General features: G+C 70.4%; 1 protein-coding gene. It reads right to left on the minus strand.

The window, feature by feature from the left end; translation table 11 throughout:
* On the minus strand, positions 1 to 722 hold a 722-nt coding region (locus QYM41_RS17620; RefSeq protein ID WP_368801069.1), incomplete at both ends, for an SCO6880 family protein.

The raw sequence follows: 722 nt of genomic DNA on the forward strand, positions 1-722 counted from the left end.
AGGCCGGCGGCGAAGGTGGAGTCCTGGGCGCCGTAGGCCTCCTCCAGGCGGATCCTCGCCGACGTCCCGAGGTTCTCGATGATGGCTTCGGCCTCATCCAGCTCGCCCTTGGAACGGACGGTGGCGGTGACGACGAGCCCGAAGTTCAGCAGCCCCGCCCCATCAGCCTCTTCGGCGGCGGTGGCCTGGGCGGCGCGGGTTTCGCGGGTGTCCCGGGCGGTGGCGCGGTTGCGGGAGGAGGCGTTGAAGGTGGCGGTGTTGATGTCGTTCTCCACCATCTGCGCGGCCCTCGCGGGGTCGATGGGGCGGTAGAGCAGGGTGACGCGCTTGCGCACCAGTTCCGGGTTCGGAGCGATGAGTGCCTGGAGCACGTTGGCCTGGACGGTGGAGCGCGGGGGCACCGACATCGCCCAGGACTTCGACCAGGAGTTGTTGTGGTGGTAGCAGTCCCAGAAGGTGTCGGCGGCCTGCGGGCCGACCTCACTCCAGTCCAGCTCCGGGGCCTTGCCGGCAGCGTGGGCCCGGTCGAAGAGGATTGCCTCGGCCGGGTCGTAGGCCACCCGGATGACCCCGCATAACTGTTGAGCGGTGAGTGGGGCGGCCACGCCGGCCCCGGTGTCGTTGAGGGACAGGGTGAGGTTGGGCAGCCGGGCGGCCAGGTCATCGGCGACCTCTTGGGCGTTGCGGATGCGCCCGCCGGCCCGCACGGAGGCTTTGAAGGT

Source organism: Kocuria oxytropis (genome assembly GCF_040981195.1).
GTDB lineage: Bacteria > Actinomycetota > Actinomycetes > Actinomycetales > Micrococcaceae > Kocuria > Kocuria oxytropis.